This is a genomic window from Actinomadura rubrisoli (assembly GCF_004349215.1).
Lineage (GTDB): Bacteria > Actinomycetota > Actinomycetes > Streptosporangiales > Streptosporangiaceae > Spirillospora > Spirillospora rubrisoli.
Genome location: NZ_SMKU01000130.1, coordinates 1 through 24,155 on the forward strand (window position 1 = coordinate 1; position 24,155 = coordinate 24,155).

Here is a 24,155-nt window from a genome sequence, read left to right on the forward strand (position 1 = left end):
GCAGGAGGGCGTGGGGTCAGACGGCGGGCGGGCTCACGTCCGCGCCGGGGGAGTCGGCGCCCTTGGCGGATTCGACCGCGTGGCCGCCGAACTCGTGGCGGAGAGCCGCGACCACCTTCATCGCGGGGGAGTCGCCTTGGCGAGAGGCGAACCGGGCGAACAGGGACGCGGTGATGGCGGGCAGCGGGACGGCGAGGTCGACGGCGGCCTGGACGGTCCAGCGGCCCTCGCCGGAGTCGTTGGCGTATCCACGGATCTCGTCGAGCTGTGGATCGTCGGCGAGCGCCCGGTTCATCAGGTCCAGGAGCCAGGACCGGATGACGGTGCCCTCCTGCCAGCTGTGGAAGGTCTCCGGCACGTTGGTGACGATGTCGCTGGCCTCGATCAGCTCGTAGCCCTCGCCGAACGCCTGCATCATCGCGTACTCGATGCCGTTGTGGACCATCTTGACGAAGTGCCCGGCACCGATCTTGCCGGAGTGGACGAAGCCGAACTCCCCCTCGGGCTTGAGGGTCTCGAAGATCGGCATCAGCCGCTTCACGTTGTCCTCGTCGCCGCCGACCATGAGGGCGTAGCCGTTCTGCAAGCCCCACACGCCGCCGCTGACACCGCAGTCGACGAAGCCGATGTCCTTGGCCGCCAGCTCCGCGCCGTGCTTCTGGTCGTCCACATAGTGTGAATTACCGCCGTCCACGACGACATCACCGGCCTGGAGGATTTCCCCAAGCTTGTTGACGGTGTCCTGGGTGGGCTTCCCGGCGGGCACCATCACCCACACGGCACGCGGCGGGGACAGCCGTTCGACGAGCTCCTCCACCGAGCCGACGTCGCTGACATCGGGATTGCGGTCGTAGCCGACGACCGTGTGGCCGCCCCGCCGCAACCGCTCGGCCATGTTGCCGCCCATCTTGCCCAGGCCGATGATCCCAAGCTCCATTGCGATGCTCACTCCCCTGTGCCTAGCCCAGTCGCCCGCGAAGGCGGCTCCCCCGCGGAACGGTCGTCCCTTGTATGCCCCAGGACAGAGCCTTACCCCGACAACCGCACCGGCATGATCAGGTAACGGTAGTTGGGGTTCTCCCCTTCCTGCGGCGGCTTGCCGGTGAGCACGGCGGGCTTGGTGGGCGTGGTGAAGGAGAGCCTGGCGACGTCCGAGCCGATCGCGGAGAGCCCGTCGAGCAGGAACCCGGGGTTGAACGCGATGTCGATGTCGTCGCCCTCCAGCGTCGCCTCCAGGGCCTCGACGGCCTGCGCCTCGTCCCCGGTCCCGGCCTCCAGGACGACCTCGCCCTGGCTGAACGAGAGCCGCACAGGGGTGTTCCGCTCGGCGACGAGGGACACGCGCTTGACCGCCTCGATGAACGCGCCGGTCTGCACCTCGGCGAGCCCCGCGTACTCGCTCGGCAGCAGGGACCGGTACTTGACGAAGTCGCCGTCCAGCAGCCGCGAGGTCGTGCGACGGCCGCCGCCCTCGAAACCGATCATGCCCTCGCCGGTGCCGCCCGTCCCGCCGAGCGCGATCGACACCTCCGCGCCCGCCGTCAGCGACTTGGCGGTGTCGGCGAGGGTCTTCGCCGGGACGAGCGCGACGGCGGAGAAGTCGGGGCGCTCGGGCTTCCAGTGCAGCTCCCGGACGGCCAGCCGGTAGCGGTCGGTGGAGGCGAGGGTGACGGTCTCCCCCTCGATCTCCACGCGGACACCGGTGAGCATCGGGATGGTGTCGTCCTTGCCGGCGGCGATCGCGACCTGCGCGACGGCGGCCGCGAACTCGTCGCTGCCGACGGAGCCGGCGGCGGGCGGCATCTCCGGCAGGGTCGGGTAGTCCTCCACAGGCATGGTGAGGAGTGTGAACTTCGCGCTGCCGCAGCGGAGCATCACCTTCGCCCCGTCCGTCGTCACCTCCACAGGGTGGGGAGGAAGGCTGCGCGAGATCTCGGCGAGGAGGCGGCCGGACACAAGGGCGGTACCGGGTTCCTCCACGTCGATGTCGGTGGCGACCTGCGCGGAGACCTCGTAGTCGAACGCCGAGAGCTTCAGCCGATCGCTGTGCTCTCCGCCCCCGGCGACGATGTGCATGCCCGCAAGGACCGGCACCGGGGGCCGGACCGGGAGCGTGCGCGCGGTCCAGGCCACGGCGTCGGCCAGGGCGTCTCTGTCGATGCGGAACTTCAAGGGGACCCGCCTCCTGCAGGTTTCGGACAAGGGTGAGGTGGAGAGATCTTGAGCGGCGCGCCCGGGGCAGGTTGTCCCCAGGCCCTGATTTGAGTTGAGTCTTTTCTTAGATAGAGAAGTAGAGCAGTACTAGTCATAGGGGCGGTGGATAGTGTGGACATCCTGCATCGTCCCAGGTGAGACCGTGTATCTCCGTCCACCGGTGCTGTGCATGACCCGTGGACGGCGCGGCGCGGCCTGGGGACGACGGATCCGTCCCCACACGTCGTCCCCAAGTCTTCCCCCGGTTGTCCACGAGTTCTCCGCAGGTTCTCCCGGGCCGGCGCGGGCCCCGGGGACGATGATGGCCGATCGCCGCACTCGTCCCCAGGCCGTCCCCAGGACATCCCCAGCCTGTCCACGAGTTCGTCCCCATGATGCCGGGTGGGCGTCCCCAGCCGGTCCACAATCCGTCCACGAGTTGTCCTCAGGTTGTCCGCAGGTTTTCCCCTGGCTTATCCACCGGGATCCCCAGAGTTTTCCCCAGCCTGTGAATTCAGACCGCCGCTGCTGTCGCCTTTTCCGCTATTCCTCCTGCTTTGGATGATCGGGACGCGGCGTCGCCGGTCATCCACAGATCTTCCCGGATCGGCGGGGCCGTCCCGGAGCCCGTCCACAGGGTGCGGGGCGCTCGCGGCGCGCGGGTCAGCGTTTGCGGGCCTGGTGCTTGATGCGGCCGGTCAGCTCGGTGACCTGGTTGTAGATCGCGCGGCGCTCGGCCATCAGCGAGCGGATCTTGCGTTCGGCGTGCATGACCGTCGTGTGGTCGCGGCCGCCGAACTGCTGCCCGATCTTGGGGAGGGACAGCTCCGTCAGCTCGCGGCACAGGTACATCGCGATCTGACGCGCGGTCACCAGCATCCGGGAGCGGGACGGCCCGCAGAGGTCCTCGATCGTCGTCCCGAAGTACTCGACGGTCTGCGCCATGATCATCGCAGCCGTGATCTCCGGGCCGGAGTCGTTGGGGATGAGGTCCTTCAGGACGATCTCCGCCAGCTTCATGTCCACCGACTGCCGGTTCAGGCTCGCGAACGCCGTCACCCGGATCAGCGCGCCCTCCAGCTCGCGGATGTTCGTCGCGATCTGTGAGGCGATGAACTCCAGCACGTCCGGCGGCGCGGCCAGCCCCTCCTGCCGGGCCTTCTTCTGCAGGATCGCGATCCGCGTCTCCAGCTCGGGCGGCTGGACGTCGGTCGTCAGGCCCCACTCGAACCGGTTGCGGAGCCGGTCCTCCAACGTCACCAGCTCCTTGGGGGGACGATCACTGGAGATCACGATCTGCTTGCTCGCGTTGTGCAGGGTGTTGAAGGTGTGGAAGAACTCCTCCTGCGTCTGCTCCTTGCCCTCCAGGAACTGGATGTCGTCCACGAGCAGGATGTCCACGTCGCGGTAGCGGCGGCGGAAGCCGTCGGCCTTTCCGTCGCGGATCGAGTTGATGAAGTCGTTCGTGAACTCCTCCGAGCTCACATAACGGACGCGCGCGCCATTGAAGAGGCTCTGCGCGTAATGCCCGATCGCGTGGAGAAGGTGCGTCTTGCCGAGTCCCGAGTCTCCGTAGATGAACAGCGGGTTGTACGCCTTGGCCGGCTGCTCGGCGACCGCCACGGCCGCGGCGTGCGCGAACCGGTTCGAGGAGCCGATGACGAACGTCTCGAACGTGTACTTGGGATTCAGCCGGGCGTGCTCGGACGCGCCGCTCCCTCCCTGTCCCCCGCCCGACCCGCCGGGGGCCGCCTGCGGACCGCCACCGCCCTGACCCGGCGCCGGACCGGGCCCGCCGGGACCGGGCCCAGGGCCTGGGCTGCCCGGCCCTGGGCCGCGCTGGTCGGTGGCCTCACCGTCGCGATAGCCGCCTTCACTGCGGTACGGCTCTTCCCCGCGGTACGGCTCGGTCTTGGGGTACTGCTGCTCGGCGCCGGGGAAAGGCGGCTCCGCGCTCTGGTACGAGTCTTCGGTGTGCCCGAGCGGAGCCTCGCCTCCGCCGGGCTGGTTCTCGCGCCCTTGCGGCTCGGGACGGCCACCGGTCCGCAGTGGCCCGAGCGTGCGGTCGTTCAGATGGGACGGGGCATGCGGCTGCCGTCCTGGAGGCTCGCCGCCGTACCCCTCGGGGACACCGCCGTAGTTCTCCGAGCCGTAGTTGTCTGACCCGCCGCCGTAGTTGTCGGAGCCGTAGCCCTCCGAGCCTCCGGGACTGGACGGACGGCCGTGGCCCGGATAGCCCTGGTTCCCGCGTCCGTCGAACGGCGCGCCACGTCCACCGGGGCCCGTGCCATACGCGGGCGGACGCGGGGCGGGCGGATAGGCGTTGCCGTGTTCGGAGTCGCGCTGCGGCCATCCACGATCGTCGTCCGGCTGTGGATAACCACCGGGGATCGCCGGGTTGTGGGTAACTCCCGACTGGGATCGGTACCCCGGATCGTTGTACGGCTGCTCGGGAAAAGGACGGTCGGAACGGTCACCGTAGGACTGTTCGCCGTACTGCTGATCCGTATAGGAGCGGTCCCGATCGCGTTCGTCGTGGGACCGTTCGCCATAGGAAGAGGGTCCGGAATCGTGCCCGCCGCCGCCCGGCCCTGCCCCGCCCGGAGTCGGCGCGGCGAGCGGCTCCGTCCCGCCCGTCCGGGGGTTTCCGCCGGGGCCCGGCCCCGGTCCGCCACCCGCGGGCGGCTCCGGCTGGACGGTCACCGCGACGCGGATCTCCCTGCCGAGCTCGTGGGAAAGTGCCTGCGTGATCAGGTTGCGAAGCCGGGTCTCCAGCGCGTCCTTGGCGAATTCGTTCGGCGCCGCGAGCAGCGCGGTGCCCTCCACAAGGGCCAGCGGCCGGACCATCGGCAGCCACGCCCGGTAGCTCGGGGAGAGGTCGCTCTCGGCCAGTGCGGCGAGGGTGCGGGCCCAGACCGATCCAAGATCCTGTCCGTCCATGCGCAAGGTCCCCTCCCCACAACTCCGCCGAACGGAGTACCTGACAGCCCAGCTCTCCCACGGGTTGCGGTCCGCCTCGTTGGGCAACGGCCGCGACGCGGAAGACTTACTCTCTCACGAGTTGTCCACAGAGTTGTCCACATGCTGTGCATGAGCATCGGGCGCCCTGTGTAAAAGCCCACGGCGCGGGCTCTGAGAGACGAGATCGGGTGCGTCACGGCCAGTCGAACGTCATGGCCGGAAGCGATGCGGGGAGTCTGCGGGGTGTTCCGGAAAACGCGGGTTGAAACGTGCTCGAAGGTGAACGCCGACGTCAGAACGTCGAAGGACTTGTCGAAGGAGCGTCGGCTCGCCCGGGAGACCCTAACGCCGCCCCCGCCTCGCCCGCAACACGGCCGCCCTTATCGCCGCACACCTCGTCCGGCCCGGGACACAGGAGCGCCCGGCCGTCCCACCACCGGATCCCACCCGGCTGCGCCAGGTCATCCACAACAGGTACCGCACGACGGTCGCCTGTCCGTTCGGGACGCATTCCGGCTGGTCTGCGAGATGGCTCATCCCGTTCGCCGCCGGGTCGGCGGTGCCGGCTCGGTTTGACCGCATGCCCGGCTAGCCCGTAACGTGCTGAGGTCGAGTCGCATCGACGGAGATGACGCGTGCCCGCCGGCCCCTCCTGGGAAGCACGGGTGGGCCCCCGCTGCGGGGGACCAGACGCGGCCCTCGATGCGGCCTATCGCGCCTTGGACGAACCGACCGCAGCACTGGAGCCTCGAGTGAGCAAGCGTACTTTTCAGCCGAACAACCGTCGTCGCCACAAGAAGCACGGCTTCCGGCTGCGCATGCGCACCCGCGCCGGCCGTGCCATTCTCTCCGGGCGGCGTGGCAAGGGCCGCTCCCGCATCGCGGTCTGACCGACCCCTTTCATGCTGCCGTCCGGGCACCGGATGCGGCGGCGGGACGACTTCACGTTGGCCGTCCGGCGCGGTCGCCGCGCCGGACGGCCAACTGTCGTCGCCCACCTGCTTCACCCAGACGAGAATCGCGAAGCGGCCGCGCCGCCACTGGTCGGGTTCATCGTGGCGCGCACCGTGGGGAACGCCGTCGTCCGCAACTCGGTACGACGGCGGCTCCGCCACCTGATGCGCGCGCACCTGGACCGACTCCCAGCGGGTAGCCTGCTCGTAGTGCGCGCCAACCCCGCAGCGGGGACGGCGCGCCCTGACGAACTGGCCGCGGATGTGGAGTCGGCGATCGACCGGCTGCTGCGGCCCGCGTCCAAGGGGCGGAAATGAGGAGTCGGCACGGGGACGCGTTCCCCTCCGAGCACCCGGCGGGGGCCTCCGGCCCCGTCGCCGCGGTGCTGATCCTCCTCGTCCGCGCCTACCGCCGCTTCTTGAGTCCCCTGCTCGGGCAGCAGTGCCGCTTCCAGCCCAGCTGCAGCGCGTACGGCCTGGAGGCACTCCAGGTGCACGGCGCGCTGCGCGGCACGTGGCTGACGGCCCGCCGGATCAGCCGGTGCCATCCCTTCCACTCTGGGGGGTTCGACCCGGTGCCGCCGAAGAAGGCGGCCGGGGCGCACGCCTTCAAGGAGTCTGGGAGGCCGTCCTCCCAGGAGCTGCCCGCGGCGGCTTCTTCGAACTCCGGCCGCGAGGAGAGCGGTCCCGCCATAGCAGAGCCCAAGGAGCTGCCCGGTGCTTGATTGGCTGTACGAGATCGTCGCTCAGCTCATTGTGTGGATTCACACAGCGCTGAGCACCGTCGTCCCCAAGGACAGTGGATGGGCGTGGGGCGGCGCGATCTTCCTGCTCACCGTCCTGCTGCGGCTGGCCCTGGTCCCCCTCTTCGTGAAGCAGATCCATGCCTCGCGCAAGATGCAGGAGCTCAACCCCAAGGTCCAGGCGCTGCGCAAGAAGTACAAGAACGACAAGCAGCGCCTCAACCAGGAGGTCATGAAGCTCTACCAGGAGAACGGCGCCAACCCGCTGTCGGGCTGCCTGCCGCTCCTGGTGCAGATGCCGGTCTTCATCGGCCTCTTCCAGGTGCTGAAGCAGATCTCCGACGCCGACCCGGGGCACGGTGTCTTCGCCGCCACCCCGGACCTGGTCCAGAGCGCGCAGAAGGCCAACATCTTCGGTGCCCACATCCCGGACACCTTCCTCAACGCCTGGGGCGCCGACCCCAAGAGCTGGACCGCGATCATCGTCACCGCCATCGCCGTGGTGATCAGCTCCTGCACGACGTTCTTCACCGTCCGGGCCAGCATGAAGCGCCAGCCCGTCACCGACGACGCCAACCCGATGATGCAGGCGCAGAAGATGATGGTCTTCCTCGCGCCGCTGTTCGGCCTCTTCGGTCTCGGGTTCCCGCTGGGCGTGCTCATGTACTGGGTGACGTCCAACAGTTGGACGCTCGCCCAGCAGCACTACATCTTCAAGCGGTACCCACCGCCCAGCACGGACGGCGACGGCAACGGCACCACCGCGGCCAAGGGCAAGCCGTCCGGCGGCAAGGCCGGGACGGGCACGAAGGCCGGCGCCAAGAACTCCCAGGCGCCGACCGGGATCAAGGCCAAGCTCAAGAAGGACGCCGAGCCCGCCCCCGAGCCGGAGGACACCAAGCCCAAGGTCGTCCGGAACCAGCCGACGCGCAAGCCGCGCAGCAAGCGCAGCGGCAGCCAGAAGCGCTAGTTTGAACCCCGAGCCCGTGCCCGATAAGGAGACCCCGTTGAGCCAGACCGACACCACCGAGGTCGACGTGCAGGCGCTCGAACAGGAGGGCGAGATCGCCGCCGACTACATCGAGGGCCTGCTGGACATCGGTGACTACGACGGTGACATCGACATGGACGTCGAGGGCGAGCGCGCGCTCGTCGCGGTCGTCGGCGCGTCCCTGGACGAACTGGTCGGTAAGCGCGGAGAGGTCCTGGAGGCGCTGCAGGAGCTGACGCGGCTGGCCGTCCACCGCCAGACGGGCAACCGGACCCGCCTCATGCTCGACATCGGCGGCTACCGCGAGCGCCGCCGTGCCGAGCTCACCAAGCTCGGCACGGCCGTCGCCGACGAGGTCAAGCAGGGCGGCGAGCCCAAGCCGATGGCCCCGATGACCCCGTTCGAGCGCAAGATCGTCCACGACGCGGTCGCCGCCGCCGGCCTCCGCAGCGAGTCCGAGGGCGAGGAGCCCGATCGCTACGTGGTCGTGTACCCCGCCTGACCCGCCTCATCGCGAACGGCCCCGGCACCTGACCGCCGGGGCCGTTCGCATGTCCGGCGGACTCGGGGCGTCCACCGTGCGAAGAACAGGGGCCCCGCGCCCTGACCGGTGCGAGGCCCCTGCGGTTGCCCGGTGTGCACCGCCGCCCAAAGCACACCGAGCAGGCCGGGAGCTACCTTCGTTCGTGCGGGGCGCGGCGGCCGTCCGACACGACGGACGTGGTGTTCTGGACCGCCGGGTTCTGCTCGTGCGCCGGGTCCTGGGCTACGGCCGGGTCCTGCTCCGAATGGCCGTGCGTGACGCCCTCGTCCGCCGGATGTTCGATCACACGTTCGACGCGCTCCGCGGGACGGCCCGAGGGCGCCGGGTCCCGGATGACGTGCTCCTCGTGGACGACCGTTCCCGGCTCGTCCCCATATGCCGGGTCAGTCCCGACGATGCGGCCCGCGCGGCGGCGCGGCCGGGTGTACTTGAGGGTGAAGCCCATGCTGATCAGCCCGACCAGGATCAGGATCCAGCCGACCAGGTGAATGTCGACACCGCTGAGATCAACGCGGAGGGCGAACGCGAGGATCGCACCGAGGGCGATGAACGCGAGACTAACTCCGATTCCCATGTCACGGAGCTCCTTCCGGGGGCTTGCGGAGTGACACTGGTCCGTCCTCTACCCTGCGCACGTCGAATATTCGGGCCGTCACGGGCTTCTGCCCGTACCGGTAGGTCGACAGGGTCCCTGCGCTGGGACGTTTCGTGTGTACGCCGCCGCGGGTTTTTGTGGAACGATTCGTTCGGTGGGGATTGCACGTGAGGTATTCGGTGACGCGCTCCCGATCGCGGAGCGCTATGCGGCGTTCCTCGCCGACGCGGGAGTCGAGCGCGGGCTGATCGGGCCGCGCGAGGCCGACCGTCTCTGGGAGCGCCACCTGATCAACTGCGCCGTGGTGGCCGAGGCGATCCCGGACGGCGCGCAGATCGTGGACATCGGGTCGGGCGCCGGACTGCCGGGCATCGTGCTCGCGATCGTCCGCCCCGACCTGCGGGTCACCCTGCTGGAGCCGCTGCTGCGCCGCACCACCTTCCTCAACGAGTGCGTCGAGATGCTCGATCTCACGAACGTCGAGGTCCGGCGCGCCCGGGCCGAGGAGGTGGCCGAGGAGTTCTCGATGGACGTCGCCACCGCGCGAGCCGTCGCCCCCCTCGACCGCCTCGCCAGGTGGGCGCTGCCGCTGCTGCGTCCGGGCGGGGAGCTGCTGGCCCTGAAAGGCGAGCGTGCCGCGGCCGAACTGGAGGAGGCCCGTCCCGTTCTGCAGCGGTTCGGGGCGCGTACCACCGAACTGCTCCAAGTCGGGCACGGTATGGTCGATCCGCCGACAACGCTTGTCCGTGTGGTCGCCGACCGGGAGGTCGGCCCCGGTGGGGCGGTCGGGCGACAACAACGCGCGCCCCGGCGCGCTAAAGGGTCGAGGAAGAGGTCTTCATGAGCACGGGACCAGGACAGGGCTGGCCTGACCGCGCTGACGAATCCCCCGACGAACAGCCGTCCGGCCTGGGCGGGCCCGGTGAGAACGAGGACGCACCGCCCACCGGGCCGCAGGGGGAGGCGGCGCCGGGCGCCGCGCCCTCCGGACACGCGATGTGGGGCAACACCACGTCCGGAACCGCGGAGAACGTCGGCTATGTGCCGACGAACACCGGCGCGCAACCGCCGCCGGGTCCGCGCAAGGGACCATCTCGGGGGGAGTCGGAACTCGTGCGCGAGGCGCTCAAGGACGCCAAGGTTTCACATGAAACATCGGTCAACGCACTCAAGGTGATGTCGGGCCGCCGGGAGAAGGAATGGCCGCGTCCGGGCCACTGCCGGATCGTCACCATCGCCAACCAGAAGGGCGGCGTCGGCAAGACCACCAGCTCGGTGAACCTCGCCGCCTCCCTCGCCATGCACGGCGCCCAGGTGCTGGTGGTCGACCTCGACCCGCAGGGCAACGCCTCGACCGCCCTCGGCGTCGAGCACCACGCCGAGATCCCGTCGATCTACGACGTGCTGATCGAGGACATGGCGATGGCCGACATCGTCGTCCCGGCCCCCGAGATCCCCAACCTCTTCTGCGCCCCGGCGACCCTCAACCTCGCCGGCGCGGAGATCGAACTGGTCTCCAAGGTCGCCCGCGAGTCCCGGCTGCGCCGCGCGCTGGACGCCTACGAGACCGAGAAGTTCGACTACGTCCTGATCGACTGCCCGCCGTCGCTCGGCCTGCTCACCGTGAACGCCCTCGTCGGCGGCGACGAACTGCTCATCCCCATCCAGTGCGAGTACTACGCGCTGGAGGGTCTCGGCCAGCTGATCCGCACCGTCGACCTCGTCAAGGCCCACCTCAACCCGAGGCTGAACGTCTCGACGATCCTGCTCACGATGTACGACGCCCGCACCCGCCTCGCCGCGCAGGTCGCCGAGGACGTCCGGAACCACTTCGGCGAGGTCGTCCTCAACACCGTGATCCCCCGCAGCGTCCGGGTGTCCGAGGCGCCGAGCTACGGCCAGTCCGTCATGACCTACGACCCCGGTTCCAGCGGCGCGCTCGCCTACAGCGAGGCCGCCTCGGAGATGGCCCGCATGGGAGCCGCCAAGTGAGCCAGCAGCGCCGCGGTCTGGGCAAGGGGCTCGGAGCCCTCATCCCCACCGCCCCGCCTCCGCCCACGCCCGAGGAACCGGGCGACTCGGGCGAGCCTGGCTTCCCCGGCGACGGACCCCACAGCGCCTCGGACGGCGCCGCCGGCCCGGACAGCCAGCCCGTCGCCGGCGCCCACTTCGCCGAGCTTCCCGTCCACTCGATCACGGTCAACCCGCGTCAGCCCCGCGAGCACTTCGACGAGCAGGCGCTGGAAGAGCTCGCCGAGTCCATCGGCATCGTCGGCCTGCTCCAGCCCATCGTCGTCCGCAAGGCCGCCCTGCCCGAGCACGACTACGAGCTGATCATGGGCGAGCGCCGCTGGCGCGCGTCCCAGATCGCCGGGCTGGACGTCATCCCGGCGATCGTCCGCGACACCGGCGACAACGACCTCCTCCGTGACGCGCTCATGGAGAACCTCCACCGCCAGCAGCTCAACCCGCTGGAGGAGGCCGCCGCCTACCAGCAGCTCCTTCAGGACTTCGGCGCCACCCACGAGCAACTCGCCAGCCGCATCGGTCGCTCCCGCCCGCACATCACCAACACGCTGCGCCTGCTCAACCTGCCACCCGCCGTCCAACGCCGCGTCGCCGCGGGCGTCCTGTCCGCCGGCCACGCCCGCGCCCTGCTCTCCCTCGACAGCACCGAGGCTCAAGAGCACCTGGCGCAGCGCATCGTCCAGGAGGGCCTCTCGGTCCGCGCGCTGGAAGAGCTCATCGCCCTCCGCGAGGTCGACGACGAGCCGAAGGCCCCACGCCAAGGCCGCCGCAAGACGCCCGTCGCCCCCGGCCTGAAAGACCTGGCCGACCGCCTATCGGACCGCTACGAAACCAAGGTCCGCGTCGACATGGGCCGCAACAAGGGCAAGATCGTCGTCGAGTTCGCGACCCTGGAAGACCTGGACCGCATCATCAAATCGATGGCCCCCGACGAGGACGGCCTGACCGAGCCGTAAGGAGGGCGCCACCCCCAGGGCCAAGCCTCCGCCAACAACTGGGCCTCGATGAGGGAGCGGGGGCTCATGTCGGGACGACCCACTACGCCCACGCCCGCCGGGGGCACAGCGCCTCACATGCCTCGTTTGGATTCCCGCGCTCCCAGGTTCGCGCTTCCAAAGCCCGGCCGGCCTTGTGTGGAGCGGCGGCGCGGGCGGGTGCCCTGGCCGGGGGTCCGGTAGAGCGGCGGGAGGTGTTCGCCCTGGTCTGGACGGGCTTCGGTGGTTGGGCGCGCGCTGAGTTCGCAGCTTCGCGCGTCTCACCAGCGATCGCCTCCCCGTGGTGAGCGGCTGCCCCTCAGTCAGGATGCGCCGCCGGTTCACCCTCCGTTTTGGGTGCTCTGCGCGGTATTCGTCGGGTAGTTCGTTGTGGGCGCCCGAATGTTTCGCGTGAAACATCGCGTGAGCATCTGCGCTGATCACGTCCAATGATTCCTGGACGGACGTGGCCCGGGTGCAGATCCATGGGCACTTCATGTGAGGGGCGGTGCGTGGTGCTCTGCGGTGCGCCGGTCCCCCTTTGAAGCAGCGATCACGCCCACCGACGATTCATGCACGCCAACCGGGGCCAACCAGAGACCCCCGCGTACCGCCCGTCTCCGAAGTGACCAAAGAGCGTTGACAAGCCGCTCCGCATGGACGAACACGGGACGTGGCACGGAGCCAGTGCCGCGCCCCAGAGGGATTCCTCCAAAGCTTCGCTTGGCCGATGTTTCACGAGAAACATCGGCGCCATCGGAGCGGGCAGTCCCCTTTGCTTGGGTGCACGTCCTGTGGGTGCCGTTGAGGTGGAGGGCGGGGGGCTGCGCCTTGGGCTCCTGCTGTGCCGTATCCCGGGAGGCGGCGCAGGGGTGGAGATGTTTCACGTGAAACTGGCGGCCGTGGGGAAGGTGGGTTAGAGGCGGGCGAGGATGAGGGAGTGGCAGACCTCGCCGAGTTCTAGTCCGGCGACGCTGACGGCTCGGGGGAGGAGGCTCGTTTCTGTCATGCCGGGGGCGACGTTGACTTCCAGGAAGTGGACGTCGCCGTCCTCGTCGACGATGAGGTCGGTGCGGGAAAGGTCGCGGAGGCCGAGGGCGCGGTGGGCGGTGACGGCGGCGGCGGTGGCGTGTTCGGCGGCTTCGGGGGTGAGTCGGGCCGGGGTGATGAACTCGGTGTCGCCCGCGTCGTAGCGGGCGGTGTAGTCGTAGAGGCCGCCGGGGGCGACGATCTCGACGGCGGGGAGGGCGGTGGGGGTGCCGTGGCGGTCGATGACGCTGACGGAGACCTCGGTGCCGTGGATGTAGCGTTCGACGAGAGCGGCGTCGCCGTAGGCGAAGCAGCCGACCATGGCGGCGGAGAGCTGGGACGCCTCGTGGACGGCGGAAGCGCCCAGGGCTGAGCCGCCGCGGGTGGGCTTGACGAAGAGGGGCAGTCCGAGGCTCCGAACGATCTGGTCGAGGACGGACGCGGCGCCGAGGTCGTGGAAGACCTCCTTGGGCAGGGCGACGGACTCGGGGGTGCGCAGGCCGGCGCGGCGGACGACGGACTTGGCGGTGGGCTTGTCCCAGGCGACGCGGCAGGCGTCGGGGCGGGCGCCGACGTAGGGGACGTCGAGGAGTTCGAGGACGTCGCGGATCGAGCCGTCCTCCCCCGCCGCGCCGTGCAGGACGGGGAAGACGGCGTCCGGGGGGTCGTCGATCAGGGAGTCCAGGAGGGTGGCGTCCGCGTCGCGGAGCTCGACGGGGATGTCGAGGGCGCGGAGTGCCTCCGTGACGCGCCGGCCGGAGCGGAGCGAGACCTCTCGCTCGTAGGAGAGTCCCCCGGCGAGGACGACGACATGGCCGAGTTCCAAATCAGGTGCCCTTCAAGCAAACGCGCCGGGCCGACGCGTTTCACGTGAAACATCGTCCTTAAGCCAGCAGGGCCCTTAGCCAGCAGAGCCCTTAGGCCGGCAGCGCCTCAGACGACGTCCGGTCCCGGCGTGTGGACGCCGGTGGAGCCGCTCTGCGCGGCGCCACCGAAAGTGTCCCGCAGTTTGATCTCCTGCTCCACCACCGCGGCGAGGCGGCGGACGCCCTCGCGGATGCGGTGCGGTTCGGGGAAGCAGTAGGACAGGCGCATGTGGCGGTGGCCGGTGCCGTCGGCGTAGAAGCCGGTGCCGGGGACGTAGGCGACGCGGTCGGCGATCGCGCGGGGTGCCATGGCCTTGGAGTCGAGGCCCTCCGGGAGGGTGAGCCACACGAAGAAGCCGCCTGCGGGGCGCGTCCAGGTGCAGCCTTCGGGCATGAGCTGGTCGAGGGAGTCGAGCATCGCGTCGCGGCGGTCGCGGTACAGCTCGCGGAAGTCCTTGATCTGCTCGCGCCACGGCTGGGTGGCGAGGTACTCGCGGACGGCGAGTTGCGAGAAGTTCGACGGGCACAGGATCGCGGACTCGGCGGCCAGGACGAGCTTGGCGCGGACGGCGTGGGGCGCGAGGACCCAGCCGACGCGGAGGCCGGACGCGATGGTCTTGGAGAACGAGCCGAGATAGATGACCCGGGAGGAGTCGTCCGCACGAAGGGCCCGCATGGGGTCGCCGTCGAAGCCGAGAAGGCCGTACGGGTTGTCCTCGATGACGAGGACGTCGTACTCGGCGCAGATCTCCAGGATCTGGGCGCGGCGCGCCGTGGTGAGCGTGACTCCCGCGGGGTTCTGGAAGGTGGGGACGGTGTAGAGGAATTTGACCCGGCGGCCTTCCGTGTGAAGGCGCGCGAGGGTCTCGCGGAGCGCGGTGGGGATGAGGCCGCCCTCGTCCAGCGGGACGTGGACGACGTCGGCCTGGTAGGCGGCGAACGTGCCGAGCGCGCCGACGTAGGAGGGGGCCTCGGCGAGGACGACGTCGCCCGGGTCCACGAAGATCTTGGTGATGAGGTCGAGCGCCTGCTGGGCGCCGACGGTGACGGCGACGTCGTCCGGGGACGCGTGGATCCCTTCGAGGGACATGACGTCGCAGATGTGCTCGCGCAGCCCGGGGTCGCCCTGGGCCGAGCCGTACTGGAGGACCTCGGCGCCCTTGCCGGCGACGAGCTCGCCGATCATCTCGCCGACGGCGTCGAGGGGGAGCGCCGAGACGTACGGCGCCCCGCCCGCGAGGGAGACGACCTCGGGACGGGCGACCATCGCGAACAGAGCCCGGATCTCCGAGGGCACCATGCCGGCGGCGCGGGCGGCGTAGCGATCGGTGTAGGCGTCTGTGCGCGAGTGCTGTTCCACGTGGCACCTCCAGGGGTGGCTGGCTTGCCAGCAAACTACGGCATCGGCTCCGGGGCGATCGAACGAACCCCGGTCCGGCGTGGCGAAGAGCGGGTGGTCCCCTGTCAGATACGATGCCCAAGGATCCCGGATTGTTGCCGGGAACTTCCGCGGAGAGGCGCTCCGCCCGAGAGGCCCCGCACGAAGGCCCGCCCGTCGCGGGCGCCGGGGGCCTCGCCGGCGGGCGAGGATCGCAACAGGGGGTGTGCCGTCCCGGTGTCGCGTCGTCTCGTCAATATCACGCTGGACAATCTGGACGATCTTCCGCATCGCTGCCGTGGCTGCGTGTTCTGGGAGCTGGATCCCGTGAACCGCGACCGGGCGCTGGAGAGCGGCGACCCGGGGCTGGAGAAGGAGGCGTGGATCTCCTCGACGCTGCTCGAATGGGGCAGCTGCGGCAAGATCGTGTATGTCGACAACGTCCCGGCCGGGTTCGTGATGTACGCGCCGCCGCTGTACGTGCCGCGTTCGGTGGCGTTCCCGACGAGCCCGGTGAGCGCGGACGCGGTCCTGCTGATGACCGCGCACATCCTGCCGGAGTTCGCGGGCGGCGGGCTCGGCCGGATGCTCGTCCAGGGCGTCGCGAAGGACCTCACCCGGCGGACGGTGAAGGCCATCGAGGCGTTCGGCGACCTGAAGGGCGAGGAGGGCGGCTGCATGGTGCCGGCCGACTATCTGCTGTCCGTCGGGTTCAAGACCGTCCGCCCGCATCACCGCTATCCGCGGCTGCGGCTGGAGCTCAAGTCGGCGCTGTCGTGGCGTGAGGACGTCGAGGTGGCCCTCGAACGGCTCCTGGGCTCCATGACTCCCGAGGGTGCGCTCCGGCCTGTCTGAGGCGTTCTGAGGCGGTCTGACGCAAATGGCCCGCACTCCGGGTGGAGCGCGGGCCATGGTCTCGCCGGAACGCGAGTCAGACGAACTCGGCGAGGTCGCGGAGCAGAGCGGCCTTCGGCTTGGCGCCCATGATCTGCTTGACCACCTCGCCGTCCCGGTAGACGTTCATCGTCGGGATCTGCAGGACGCCGTACTCGGCCGGGACCCGCGGGTTCTGGTCGATGTTGAGCTTGACGATCTCGATCTTATCGCCGTGCTCCTTGGCGATCTCCTCCAGGATCGGCGCCACCATCCGGCACGGGCCGCACCACTCGGCCCAGAAGTCGACAAGGACGGGCTTGTCGCTCTTGAGGACCTCGGTGTCGAAGTCGGCGTCCGTCACGGCTTTCATGGTGTCTCCTCTGTTCTCGCTCTGGCGGGGACGTCCCCCCGCCGGGCCGGCCGTCGCGGCCGGGTGGTCAGCTCTGCGGGACGTTCTCGGCGGCGTCCTGGTCCTGGAGCCAGCGCTCGGCGTCGAGGGCGGCCGCGCAGCCGCTGCCCGCGGCGGTGATGGCCTGACGGTAGACGTGGTCGACCACGTCTCCGCACGCGAACACGCCGGGGATCTTCGTCTTGGTGGTCGGGGCGTCCACGAGGAGGTAGCCGTCGGTGTCGGTCTCCAACTGGCCGGCGAACAGCTCGCTGCGCGGGTCGTGGCCGATCGCGATGAACAGCCCGGTGATCTCCAGCGCGGAGGACTCGCCGGTGGCGACGTTGCGGATCGCGACGCCGGTGACACGGTCGTCGCCGTGGACCTCCGTGACCTCGCTGTCCCACCGGAACGTGATCTTCTCGTTGGCGAACGCCCGGTCCTGCATGATCTTGGACGCGCGCAGCTCGCCGCGGCGGTGGATCACGGTGACGGAGCGGGCGAACTTGGTGAGGAAGATCGCCTCCTCCATCGCGGTGTCGCCGCCGCCGACGACGGCGATGTCCTGCTCACGGAAGAAGAAGCCGTCGCAGGTCGCGCACCAGGAGACGCCGCGTCCCGACAGGCGCTTCTCGTTCTCCAGGCCCAGCTCGCGGTAGCCGGAGCCGGTCGCGACGATCACGGTTCGGGCGAGGTAGGTGTCGTCGCCGACCGTGACGACCTTGGGGTCGGCGGTCAGGTCTACGGCGGTGACGTCGTCGGTGACGAGCTCGGCACCGAAGCGCTCGGCCTGCTTGCGCAGGTTGTCCATCAGGTCGGGACCCATGACGCCATCGGGGAAACCGGGGAAGTTCTCCACGTCGGTGGTGTTCATCAGCGCACCGCCGGCGGTCACCGAACCCTCGAACACCAGCGGCTTCAGGTCGCCGCGGGCCGCGTAGATCGCGGCCGTGTAGCCTGCGGGCCCCGAGCCGATGACGATGACGTTACGGACGTCGCTCACTTTTCTGTGCCTCTCCTCGTTGCCCTTCGGGGCCGGACGGCATGTCGTGGCCGCCGCGGTGTCCGCCTGTCAGCTCCGGCACGACCGGTCCTGCAGTCGCGTCAACCGATCCTAGAGCCCGGGGATTCCCGTCGCTCGCGCCCGGCTCGTGCTGGACGCCGCGTACGGCCACCCCAACAACTAGATTGCCTGCCGACAGCGAGCTTCACCACGCCACAGTCCGGCCGTGGCGTGGCCGATACGGCGACCCGGCGGCACCGCCCCAGCCTTCCGGATCACTACCCCACACGATCTTCAGGCCGGTCCCCATCCAGGACGCTGCGGCGGTCAGACGGACCAGGCGCCCTCTTGGATCCGGTCACGGCGGAGGGCCCGTACGGTCGCGGCCGCCGGTGACGACTCGCGACAGGACCGCGAGCTCGGTATGCAGGGCCGACACCTCGTCGGTGAGCCTTTGCACCGCCTGCAAGGTCTCGGTGTCGCGCTCCTCTTCCCGTTGTGCCCCTTCGGGGTCCTTGCCGATCTCGTCGGAGATCTGCGACTCCATGCTGGCGACCACGACCGCCATGAACAGATTCAGCACGGCGAAGGTCGAGACCATGATGTAGACGACGAAGAAGATCCACGCCAGCGGCTGGGTGCGCATCACGGTCAGGACGATGTCGGACCAGCCGTCACCGGTCATGATCTGGAACAAGGTGAACAGCGACCAGCCGAGGCTGCCGAACTTCTCGGGCATGATGTGGCCGAACAATTTGGTGGCCATCACCGCCGCCACGTACTGGACCAGGGCCAGCAGTCCGGCGATCGAGCCCATGCCCGGCATGGCGGCCAGCAGCGCGCCGACCACGCGGCGCAGGCTGGGCAAGGCCGACACCAGCCGCAGCACACGCAAGATCCGCAGAGCGCGCAGGACCGACAGGCCGCCGGTGCTGGGTATGAGCGCCATTGCCACGACCAGGAAGTCGAACACGCTCCATGGATCCCGCCAGAACGCCCGGCCGTACGCGAAGACCCGCAGCACCAGCTCGACCACGAAGATCACCAGAACACCCCGGTCGAGCACGACGAGGATGGTCCCGTACCGCTGCACGATCTCCGGGACGGTGTCCAGGCCTAGGCATACGGCGTTCGCGACGATCACCGCGGTGATCGTGTGCTGAAACCAGGGCGATTCGGCACGGCGACGTGCGTCGGCGCGCACGGATGGCAGCGTGACGCTCATCAAGGGCCCGGAAGTCAGGCCGGGCCGTTCAGCCAGTCGCCTGGGGCTTCCGGATCGTCGCTGCAGTAGAACTCGCGTACGGCCTGAGGGAGTTTCGCACGGCTGACGAACCCGCTGCGGTCGCGATCGAGCCGAGCGAAGGCGATACCGGCGTCCACGCCCCTCACCTCCAGGAGCCGTTGGACCTGCGGCCCGCTGATGACCCGGTCCCGGCCGTCGCCGTCCCGGTCCAGCGGCGCGGACCGGCGGTCGCTCTTCCGCCGCCGCAGGTCAGCGAGCACGGGTTCAGTGGCGGTCATCGTCTCCCCTTCCCTTTTTGGCCCTTAACGGGCGGACGCCTCTTGGTGGCGGCACGCAACAGGTCGGCGACGTCGCCGTGACCGTCCCGTTCGGCGTCGTCCAGCGGGGTGGCCTGCCGTCGGTCCACCCGGCCCGGGTCGGCGCCGTGGGCCAGCAGGTACTCCACGACGTCGGTGCGGCCCTCGGAAGCGGCCAGGTGCAAAGCGGTGCGCAGGTCGTAGTTGGCCGCCGAGAGGTCGACACCGGTCGCCGCCAGGCGCCGCACCTCCCCCAGGTCGCCTTGGCCCGCGGCCCAGCACAAGGCGGTGACCAGCTCGGCGGTGTCGGCGCCGCGGCGCTTGCGCAGGTCCTTGCGGGCCGCGTCCGCGGACGTGGCGTGCGGGTGGACCTGGTACAGCTCGACCAGCCGGTTGCACACCTCGATCCCCCGGACGGTGTTCCCCAGCTCGTCCAGGCGCGGGGACCACACGCTCACGCCCAAGAGCTGCGGCACTACCACCATCAGGTCCCCAGCCACGCCTGACTTGGCGGGAAGGCCGACGGTGAAGGCGAACTCGCCGGAGTAGTCGTACATACCGCAGGAGACCATGAGCGACAGGCAGTGCTGCACGGTCACCTCGCTGAACACCCGCTCCCTTGTGAGGGGGTTGACGCCGCCATTGGCCAGGGTCGCCGCCGCGACGGCGAGCATCTGCGCGGTGATCTCGATCGAGCAGCATTGGAAGTAGAACTCCAAGGTCTCAACGATGTCGGTGTCGCGGGGGAAGGCGCCGTTCTCCCGCATGAAGTAGGCGAGCGCGAAGTTGCGGTCGGCGGTGGCGCGTTCGGACAGGTAGGTGGCATTGGCGTATCCGGGGCGGCGGCCGGTGAGGCGTTCCCAGGTGCGCATCACGTGGTCGAACCGGTCGGCCAGGAGCCCGCCGGGGCGGATCAGCGAGCAGCACATGATGGCACCAGCGTTGATCATCGGGTTGTGCGGGCGGCCCCTGGGGTTCAAGGTCAGGGCGTTGAAGGCCACGCCGGAGGGCTCACGGCCGACGTGCTGGTGGACTTTGTCGACGCCGTGCTCCTCCAGGGCCAGGCAGTACCCGATCGCCTTGCTGATGCTCTGCAGGCAGAACGGCTCGTCGGCGTCGCCGACGGTGTGGCGCTGGCCGTCCACGGTGCACACCGAGATCGCGAACTGGTCAGGATCGACCTGGGCGAGCTGGGGAATGTAGTCGGCCACCTTCCCGCCGGTCTCGCTCTGCAGATCGGCGTAGATACGGTCGATGTCGGCGGCCAGGCCGCCGAAGTCGGGAACGGCCAGGCGGCCGCCCGCGACGCGGCTGATCAATGCGGAGATCGGTTCGATCAGGGACCGGAACCCGGCGTAGTCCAGACTCGCCCCCTGGTCAGGTACGTCTCCGGCGGCTTCCAGCAGCGGTTGCACACGGGGGTCATCGGGCAGGATGCCGACCTCTGCCAGGTGTGACAGCAACTCGTCCCGTTCCAGGGTGCCCGAGGCGTCATCGTCGAACGCGGCGAACAAGGCCAGGTAGTCGGACTCGTAGGGGTCGTCGCCGGGCGTGCGCTGCGTGTTGCGGGAGCGGGGCGTCCGACCCTTGCCCTGTCCGGCTTGATCCACAGTCAACGCTCCTCACACTCTCAACTACTCAGAGTAGATATGACAGCGGGTGAGGCGCCCTTCCCTGTCCGATGCATTGCCCTTGCGCGGTGGCCCTCCGGAAGTGCTGCGCTGCGGCCCCTACCGCGGACACTGACCCCCAAAGGGCCTGCGTACGAGACCACTAAGCTTGTATCCCATGGCGCGCATTCTGCTTCTGCACTCGATGTACGGGCTTCGCCCGGCCGTCCACCAGGCCGCGGACCGGCTCCGCGAGGCGGGCCACGACGTCCACGCCCCGGACCTGTACGACGGACGGGTCGTCGACTCGGCCGAGGCCGGCATCGAGATCAAGGAGGAGATCGGCCGGGACGAGCTGCTGAAGCGCGCCGTCGCGGCCGCCGCCCCGCTGACCGGCGGGGACGGGCTGGTGTACGCGGGGTTCTCGCTCGGCGGCGCGCTCGCCCAGAACCTGGCGCTCGCCGACGGCGCGGCGCGCGGGCTGCTGCTGATGCACGGCACGTCCGACATCGCCGACGACGCGTCCACCGGCGTCCCGGTGCAGTTGCACGTCGCCGACCCCGACACCTACGAGCCGGTCGACTGGGTGAACGCCTGGTATCTGCGGATGCGCAAGGCCGGCGCCGACATCGAGGTGTTCCGCTACCGGGGTGCCGGGCACCTGTTCACCGACCCGGACCTGCCGGACTACGACGCCGAGGCCGCAGAGCGCGCTTGGACGATCGCTCTGGACTTCCTGGCGGAACTCTGACCGTCCACACGAAAGGCCATGGACGGCAGCAAACACCGTCCATGGCCGTTTGCGTGGCACAAGCCTTTTGTGTGGAACAAGCCTCTGAGCGCGGCACCCTCAACGGATCGTGCGAGGGCCGGCTTCCTGCGCGGCTCAGGTCTTCTCTTCCTTGAGCAGGTGCGGGTCTTGCGCGGAGCAGTCCGGGCCGACGACCCAGACGTTCCAGCTTCCGGGACTGGAGCCCCGCACGGCGATCACGGTCGCCTGCCGTCCCTCGAACTTCGCCTGGTCGACGAGCGCGGGCGCCTTCCCGTGGGTGACGCCGTCGACGCACCCGGCGAGCCGCTGGTCGGGCGTGCCGCCAGGGGCCTTCATCAGGGGGCCCTTGTCCAGCAGCCGGCCGACCTGCGCGCTCAGCGCTCCCGCCCGGTAGTCGGTGCCGCTGTGGGCGACCGTGTAGGCCGGGCCGTTCATCGCGGTGTCCCCGGACGTGCCCGGCGCCGCGCCCTTGGCCGAGCCGTGGCTCTTCTCGGGATCCTGGACGGGGCTCTGCGCGGTGCTCTGGTGATCGTCACCGCTCGACTCGTTCAGGGCGATCTTGCTGACCATCGCTCCGCCGCCGAGCACGACCACCGCCGCCGCGGCGGCCGACAGGACCCGCCAATGCCGCCTTCCGCGCCGCTGTTCCATGCTCACCACGGTGGCGTTGTTCAGCGACTCCGCCGCGATGGCGGTGTCGATGCGCTCGGCCAGCTCCGCGGGCATGGACGGTACGGGTGCCTCCGCCAGGATCCGGGAGACGTCCGCAAGGTCGGCGGAGCGGTCCCGGCATTCGGCGCAGGTGTCGAGGTGCGCGCTGACGGAGGCGGCTTGGTCGTCTTCGAGCAGTCCTTCGGCCAGATCGGCCAGGACGTCGTAGTCAAGGTGCGCGGGATTCATCAGGGCATGCCACCTCCTTCCACACCTCCGACGTTCCTGGGGTCCCGTCGGTTCCGGTGATGGACGAGAAGTGGCGCGAGCCGCGCCCGTCCGCGCGCGCAGCGGCTCTTGATCGTCCCCGGAGGGACCTCCAGCACCTGGGCCGCGTCGTCGACGGAGTAGCCCATCATGTCGACCAGGACGAGCGCCGCGCGCTGCTCGAACGGCAGTTGCAGCAGGGCGGTGTGGACGTCGAGGGACACTCCGTGCGCGTCGGTCGGGTCGGGCATCTTCGGCGCGACGGCGTCGAAGGTGGCATCGTCGCCCATCGGCGTCGCCGGACGGACGGACTTGCGCCTGATCCGGTCCAGGCAGGCATTGACCACGATCCGGTGCAGCCAGGTGGTGACGGCGGCGTCACCGCGGAACCGTCCGGCGGCGCGGAACGCCGAGAGGCAGGCGTCCTGCAGTGCGTCGGCGGCCTCTTCGGGGTCGCCGAGCGTCCGCAGCGCGACCGCCCACATGCGGTCGCGGTGCCGGTGCACCAGCTCGGCGAACGCGTGCGGGTCCCCTTGGGCGTGCCGGGCGAGGAGCTCCTTGTCGGGCACCTCGTCGACGCGACGCATGCTCACCGACGTCATGAGCGACCGCTTTCCGCTACGGGAGGCCCGGCCGGTACCGGGCGTCCGCGACCGGCTGCGTCTGCTGGGGTAGACACCACGGATTCCTGAGGGGAGGAGACATTCTGCTTACAGGCACGATACCGACAAGCGCCACTCCACGTCACAGGTCACAACCCCCCGCACGATCCCTCGCGAGGACCGGCCCTCATCCCCGTCAGCACCCCGGTGGGGTGCTCGCCCGTCGCCCCCGCGACTTCCAGATCATCCCGAATTATCGGACGAGTGTCGATTCCGGACCTGTAACGCACCCTTTGCGGCCCGGGCACCTCGCGGTGGGGCCGCCTCTCCGCGGCGGTCGGTGCGCGATCAGTTCGCCGAGCCGTAGACGGCGATCTCGCCGATCTTGCCCTTGAGGGACGACGGCAGCTTGACGAACCAGACCAGCACGTACCGGCCGGTGGCCTGCCCCTCGGCGGTGATCGTGGTCTCGCCCGCCGAGGCGGTGCCCCGGCCGGCGAGGGACAGCTCGGTCGGGGACTGCGAGTTGCCGACCCGCACCTGAAGGGCGCCGCCGCTCTCCGGGGAGGCGACCTTCACGGTGGACACCTTGACGGGCTTGCCCATGTCGAGCAGGACGCCCAGGCCCTTGGAGAAGTTGCCGAAGCTGGTGTCGGCGTAGCTCTGGGTCTCCCAGGTGGTGGCGGCCTTGCCGTCGATGACGGCACCGGGATTCTTGCCGATCGCACTGTCGTGATGGCCGCCGACCGGACGTTCGGCGGGGGCGGCGCGCTGGATCGGCAGCTTGGTGACGGCGGGCTTGGGGGGAGCGGAGGTCTTGCCGGGGTCGACGACGCCGCCGGTGCCACCGGTCTTGCCCTTCGAGTCGTCGCCGGACAGCGCCCATGCGCCGAGGCCGACGATGACGGTCAGCGCGGCGGCGGCGACGCCGAGCAGGGCCCGGTTGGCGGGACGCCGTCCGGACGGGGCGTCCGGAGCGGTGGAGGACGGGGCGGTCGGCGCGGGCTGCATGGTGCCGGTGTCGCGCCGGGAGCGCGTGCGCGGCGACGGGACCTGTGTGGGAGCGGGCTGCCGGTGCGCGGCCACCTGGTGCTGCTGGTGCCCCTGTTGCCCTTGGTGTTGCTGGTGCGGTTGATGCGTGACGGTGCCGGACGGCGTCGCGGGACGCTTCGGCGCCGGGGCGGGACGC

General features: G+C 69.9%; 23 protein-coding genes and 1 pseudogene. 10 read left to right on the forward strand and 14 right to left on the reverse strand.

Annotation, left to right across the window (positions count from 1 at the left end; all coding sequences use genetic code 11):
- Positions 1–16 precede the first annotated feature (16 nt).
- The 3 genes from gnd to dnaA all read right to left on the reverse strand — a co-directional run bounded on the left by gnd (position 17) and on the right by dnaA (position 5,133).
- Entirely contained in the window at positions 17–937 is a 921-nt protein-coding gene (gene gnd / locus E1298_RS23300) for a phosphogluconate dehydrogenase (NAD(+)-dependent, decarboxylating) (protein ID WP_131896664.1), read from the reverse strand.
- 92 nt (positions 938–1,029) lie between these two features.
- Positions 1,030–2,172 carry a DNA polymerase III subunit beta gene (dnaN, locus tag E1298_RS23305; RefSeq protein ID WP_131896666.1) on the reverse strand — a complete coding sequence of 381 codons (1,143 nt, stop codon included), beginning with the start codon at positions 2,170–2,172 and terminating at the stop codon, positions 1,030–1,032.
- Between the two features lie 684 nt (positions 2,173–2,856).
- Positions 2,857–5,133: a chromosomal replication initiator protein DnaA gene (gene dnaA / locus E1298_RS23310; protein ID WP_131896668.1), complete on the reverse strand. Its 2,277-nt coding sequence runs from the start codon at positions 5,131–5,133 to the stop codon at positions 2,857–2,859.
- Between the two features lie 773 nt (positions 5,134–5,906).
- On the opposite strand from dnaA, the gene rpmH reads away from it, so the two are divergent.
- Genes rpmH through E1298_RS23335 form a run of 5 tightly spaced genes read left to right on the forward strand, consistent with a single transcriptional unit; the run spans position 5,907 to position 8,343 of the window.
- Complete coding sequence (rpmH, locus tag E1298_RS23315) at positions 5,907–6,044, forward strand: 50S ribosomal protein L34 (RefSeq protein ID WP_131896670.1); 138 nt, start codon at positions 5,907–5,909, stop codon at positions 6,042–6,044.
- 12 nt (positions 6,045–6,056) lie between these two features.
- Positions 6,057–6,425, forward strand: coding sequence for a ribonuclease P protein component (rnpA, locus tag E1298_RS23320; protein WP_131896672.1), 369 nt, complete (start codon positions 6,057–6,059; stop codon positions 6,423–6,425).
- Complete coding sequence (gene yidD, locus E1298_RS23325; protein ID WP_131896674.1) at positions 6,422–6,832, forward strand: membrane protein insertion efficiency factor YidD; 411 nt, start codon at positions 6,422–6,424, stop codon at positions 6,830–6,832. The genes rnpA and yidD overlap by 4 nt, the downstream gene beginning before the upstream one ends.
- A complete protein-coding gene (yidC, locus tag E1298_RS23330) occupies positions 6,825–7,820 on the forward strand; it encodes a membrane protein insertase YidC (RefSeq protein ID WP_131896676.1) in 996 nt (331 codons plus the stop codon). The genes yidD and yidC overlap by 8 nt, the downstream gene beginning before the upstream one ends.
- A gap of 37 nt (positions 7,821–7,857) precedes the next feature.
- On the forward strand, positions 7,858–8,343 hold the full coding sequence (locus tag E1298_RS23335; protein WP_131896678.1) for a Jag family protein: 486 nt from the start codon (positions 7,858–7,860) through the stop codon (positions 8,341–8,343).
- Positions 8,344–8,515: 172 nt separating this feature from the next.
- Here E1298_RS23335 and E1298_RS23340 read toward each other — a convergent pair whose 3' ends face one another.
- On the reverse strand, positions 8,516–8,959 hold the full coding sequence (locus E1298_RS23340) for a DUF6458 family protein (protein ID WP_131896680.1): 444 nt from the start codon (positions 8,957–8,959) through the stop codon (positions 8,516–8,518).
- A 175-nt stretch (positions 8,960–9,134) separates the two neighbouring features.
- Here E1298_RS23340 and rsmG point away from each other — a divergent pair, with 175 nt between their 5' ends.
- From rsmG to E1298_RS23355, 3 genes are all read left to right on the forward strand, one after another.
- A complete protein-coding gene (rsmG, locus tag E1298_RS23345; protein ID WP_131896682.1) occupies positions 9,135–9,824 on the forward strand; it encodes a 16S rRNA (guanine(527)-N(7))-methyltransferase RsmG in 690 nt (229 codons plus the stop codon).
- 332 nt (positions 9,825–10,156) lie between these two features.
- Positions 10,157–10,972, forward strand: coding sequence for a ParA family protein (locus E1298_RS23350; RefSeq protein WP_131896706.1), 816 nt, complete (start codon positions 10,157–10,159; stop codon positions 10,970–10,972).
- Positions 10,969–11,964 (forward strand): ParB/RepB/Spo0J family partition protein, encoded by a 996-nt coding sequence (locus E1298_RS23355; protein WP_131896684.1) that lies wholly within the window; start codon positions 10,969–10,971, stop codon positions 11,962–11,964. Before E1298_RS23350 ends, E1298_RS23355 begins: the two co-directional genes overlap by 4 nt.
- Positions 11,965–12,898: 934 nt before the next feature.
- Here E1298_RS23355 and E1298_RS23360 read toward each other — a convergent pair.
- Together E1298_RS23360 and E1298_RS23365 are read right to left on the reverse strand one after the other, a co-directional pair.
- Positions 12,899–13,837 (reverse strand): D-alanine--D-alanine ligase family protein, encoded by a 939-nt coding sequence (locus E1298_RS23360; RefSeq protein ID WP_131896686.1) that lies wholly within the window; start codon positions 13,835–13,837, stop codon positions 12,899–12,901.
- Positions 13,838–13,944: 107 nt separating this feature from the next.
- A complete protein-coding gene (locus tag E1298_RS23365; RefSeq protein WP_131896708.1) occupies positions 13,945–15,177 on the reverse strand; it encodes an aminotransferase-like domain-containing protein in 1,233 nt (410 codons plus the stop codon).
- A gap of 315 nt (positions 15,178–15,492) precedes the next feature.
- On the opposite strand from E1298_RS23365, the gene E1298_RS23370 reads away from it, so the two are divergent.
- On the forward strand, positions 15,493–16,110 hold the full coding sequence (locus tag E1298_RS23370; RefSeq protein ID WP_131896688.1) for a GNAT family N-acetyltransferase: 618 nt from the start codon (positions 15,493–15,495) through the stop codon (positions 16,108–16,110).
- A gap of 76 nt (positions 16,111–16,186) precedes the next feature.
- On the opposite strand, the gene trxA is transcribed toward E1298_RS23370, so the two are convergent.
- The 5 genes from trxA to glsA all read right to left on the reverse strand — a co-directional run bounded on the left by trxA (position 16,187) and on the right by glsA (position 20,674).
- On the reverse strand, positions 16,187–16,501 hold the full coding sequence (trxA, locus tag E1298_RS23375; protein ID WP_131896690.1) for a thioredoxin: 315 nt from the start codon (positions 16,499–16,501) through the stop codon (positions 16,187–16,189).
- 67 nt (positions 16,502–16,568) lie between these two features.
- Positions 16,569–17,522, reverse strand: coding sequence for a thioredoxin-disulfide reductase (gene trxB, locus E1298_RS23380; RefSeq protein ID WP_131896692.1), 954 nt, complete (start codon positions 17,520–17,522; stop codon positions 16,569–16,571).
- A gap of 358 nt (positions 17,523–17,880) precedes the next feature.
- Positions 17,881–18,666: an ion transporter gene (locus tag E1298_RS23385; protein ID WP_243725753.1), complete on the reverse strand. Its 786-nt coding sequence runs from the start codon at positions 18,664–18,666 to the stop codon at positions 17,881–17,883.
- 95 nt (positions 18,667–18,761) lie between these two features.
- The gene (locus E1298_RS23390; RefSeq protein WP_131896696.1) at positions 18,762–19,046 is read right to left on the reverse strand and encodes an EF-hand domain-containing protein; all 285 of its coding nucleotides are present in this window, start codon (positions 19,044–19,046) and stop codon (positions 18,762–18,764) included.
- Positions 19,043–20,674, reverse strand: a complete 1,632-nt coding sequence (glsA, locus tag E1298_RS23395; RefSeq protein ID WP_131896698.1) for a glutaminase A — start codon at positions 20,672–20,674, stop codon at positions 19,043–19,045. The genes E1298_RS23390 and glsA overlap by 4 nt, the downstream gene beginning before the upstream one ends.
- 178 nt (positions 20,675–20,852) lie before the next feature.
- Between glsA and E1298_RS23400 the strand changes: the two genes are divergently transcribed.
- On the forward strand, positions 20,853–21,425 hold the full coding sequence (locus E1298_RS23400) for a dienelactone hydrolase family protein (RefSeq protein ID WP_131896700.1): 573 nt from the start codon (positions 20,853–20,855) through the stop codon (positions 21,423–21,425).
- Between the two features lie 135 nt (positions 21,426–21,560).
- Here the strand turns inward: E1298_RS23400 and E1298_RS23405 are convergent, their stop codons facing one another.
- From E1298_RS23405 to E1298_RS23415, 3 genes and pseudogenes are all read right to left on the reverse strand, one after another.
- The gene (locus E1298_RS23405) at positions 21,561–22,346 is read right to left on the reverse strand and encodes an anti-sigma factor family protein (protein WP_131896702.1); all 786 of its coding nucleotides are present in this window, start codon (positions 22,344–22,346) and stop codon (positions 21,561–21,563) included.
- A complete protein-coding gene (gene sigM, locus E1298_RS23410; RefSeq protein WP_131896710.1) occupies positions 22,346–22,951 on the reverse strand; it encodes an RNA polymerase sigma factor SigM in 606 nt (201 codons plus the stop codon). Before sigM ends, E1298_RS23405 begins: the two co-directional genes overlap by 1 nt.
- Positions 22,952–23,314: 363 nt before the next feature.
- A pseudogene (locus E1298_RS23415) lies at positions 23,315–24,155 on the reverse strand (AMP-binding protein); the annotation flags it as partial.

Bases quoted from the DNA above. Each gene is read 5' to 3' on its own strand.
- sigM (WP_131896710.1), bottom strand. From the start codon at position 22,951: ATGCGTCGCGTCGACGAGGTGCCCGACAAGGAGCTCCTCGCCCGGCAC.
- E1298_RS23365 (WP_131896708.1), bottom strand. From the start codon at position 15,177: ATGGTGCCCTCGGAGATCCGGGCTCTGTTCGCGATGGTCGCCCGTCCC.
- dnaA (WP_131896668.1), bottom strand. From the start codon at position 5,133: ATGGACGGACAGGATCTTGGATCGGTCTGGGCCCGCACCCTCGCCGCA.
- gnd (WP_131896664.1), bottom strand. From the start codon at position 937: ATGGAGCTTGGGATCATCGGCCTGGGCAAGATGGGCGGCAACATGGCC.
- E1298_RS23340 (WP_131896680.1), bottom strand. From the start codon at position 8,959: ATGGGAATCGGAGTTAGTCTCGCGTTCATCGCCCTCGGTGCGATCCTC.
- E1298_RS23405 (WP_131896702.1), bottom strand. From the start codon at position 22,346: ATGAATCCCGCGCACCTTGACTACGACGTCCTGGCCGATCTGGCCGAA.
- yidD (WP_131896674.1), top strand. From the start codon at position 6,422: ATGAGGAGTCGGCACGGGGACGCGTTCCCCTCCGAGCACCCGGCGGGG.
- trxA (WP_131896690.1), bottom strand. From the start codon at position 16,501: ATGAAAGCCGTGACGGACGCCGACTTCGACACCGAGGTCCTCAAGAGC.
- E1298_RS23350 (WP_131896706.1), top strand. From the start codon at position 10,157: ATGTCGGGCCGCCGGGAGAAGGAATGGCCGCGTCCGGGCCACTGCCGG.
- E1298_RS23390 (WP_131896696.1), bottom strand. From the start codon at position 19,046: ATGACCGCCACTGAACCCGTGCTCGCTGACCTGCGGCGGCGGAAGAGC.
- E1298_RS23400 (WP_131896700.1), top strand. From the start codon at position 20,853: ATGGCGCGCATTCTGCTTCTGCACTCGATGTACGGGCTTCGCCCGGCC.
- rnpA (WP_131896672.1), top strand. From the start codon at position 6,057: ATGCTGCCGTCCGGGCACCGGATGCGGCGGCGGGACGACTTCACGTTG.